Here is a 334-nt window from a genome sequence, read left to right as displayed (position 1 = left end):
TTGCCTGAAGGGCTTCTGCATCAGCTTTTGCCTTAGCATCGGCTGCTAATTTCGCTTGCAATGCTTCTGCGTCTGCCTTAGCTTTTGCATCTGCAGCTAACTTAGCCTGACGTGCCTCTTCATCTGCCTTCGCTTTCGCCTCAGCTGCTTGTTTTGCCTGAAGCGCTTCTGCATCGGCTTTTGCCTTAGCATCGGCCTCTAATTTCGCCTGACGTGCTTCTTCCTCTTCTCTTAATTTTTTCGCTTCAGCTTCTGCTTTTGCTTTTGCTGTAGCTTCTGCATCGGCTTTCACTCTTGCATCTGCTAATAATTTAGCTTGAGCAGCTTCCATATC

At 47.9% G+C, this 334-nt stretch carries 1 pseudogene; it reads right to left on the bottom strand.

Features of this window, described 5'->3' with window-relative positions:
- Positions 1-334 (bottom strand): annotated as a pseudogene (locus ACTJIW_RS24205) (hypothetical protein); the annotation flags it as partial.

The organism is Flavobacterium sp. 22659, from assembly GCF_052044235.1.
Lineage (GTDB): Bacteria > Bacteroidota > Bacteroidia > Flavobacteriales > Flavobacteriaceae > Flavobacterium > Flavobacterium johnsoniae.
Note: the sequence above shows the minus strand (reverse complement) of the source record. Positions and strands in the feature narration are given on the sequence as shown.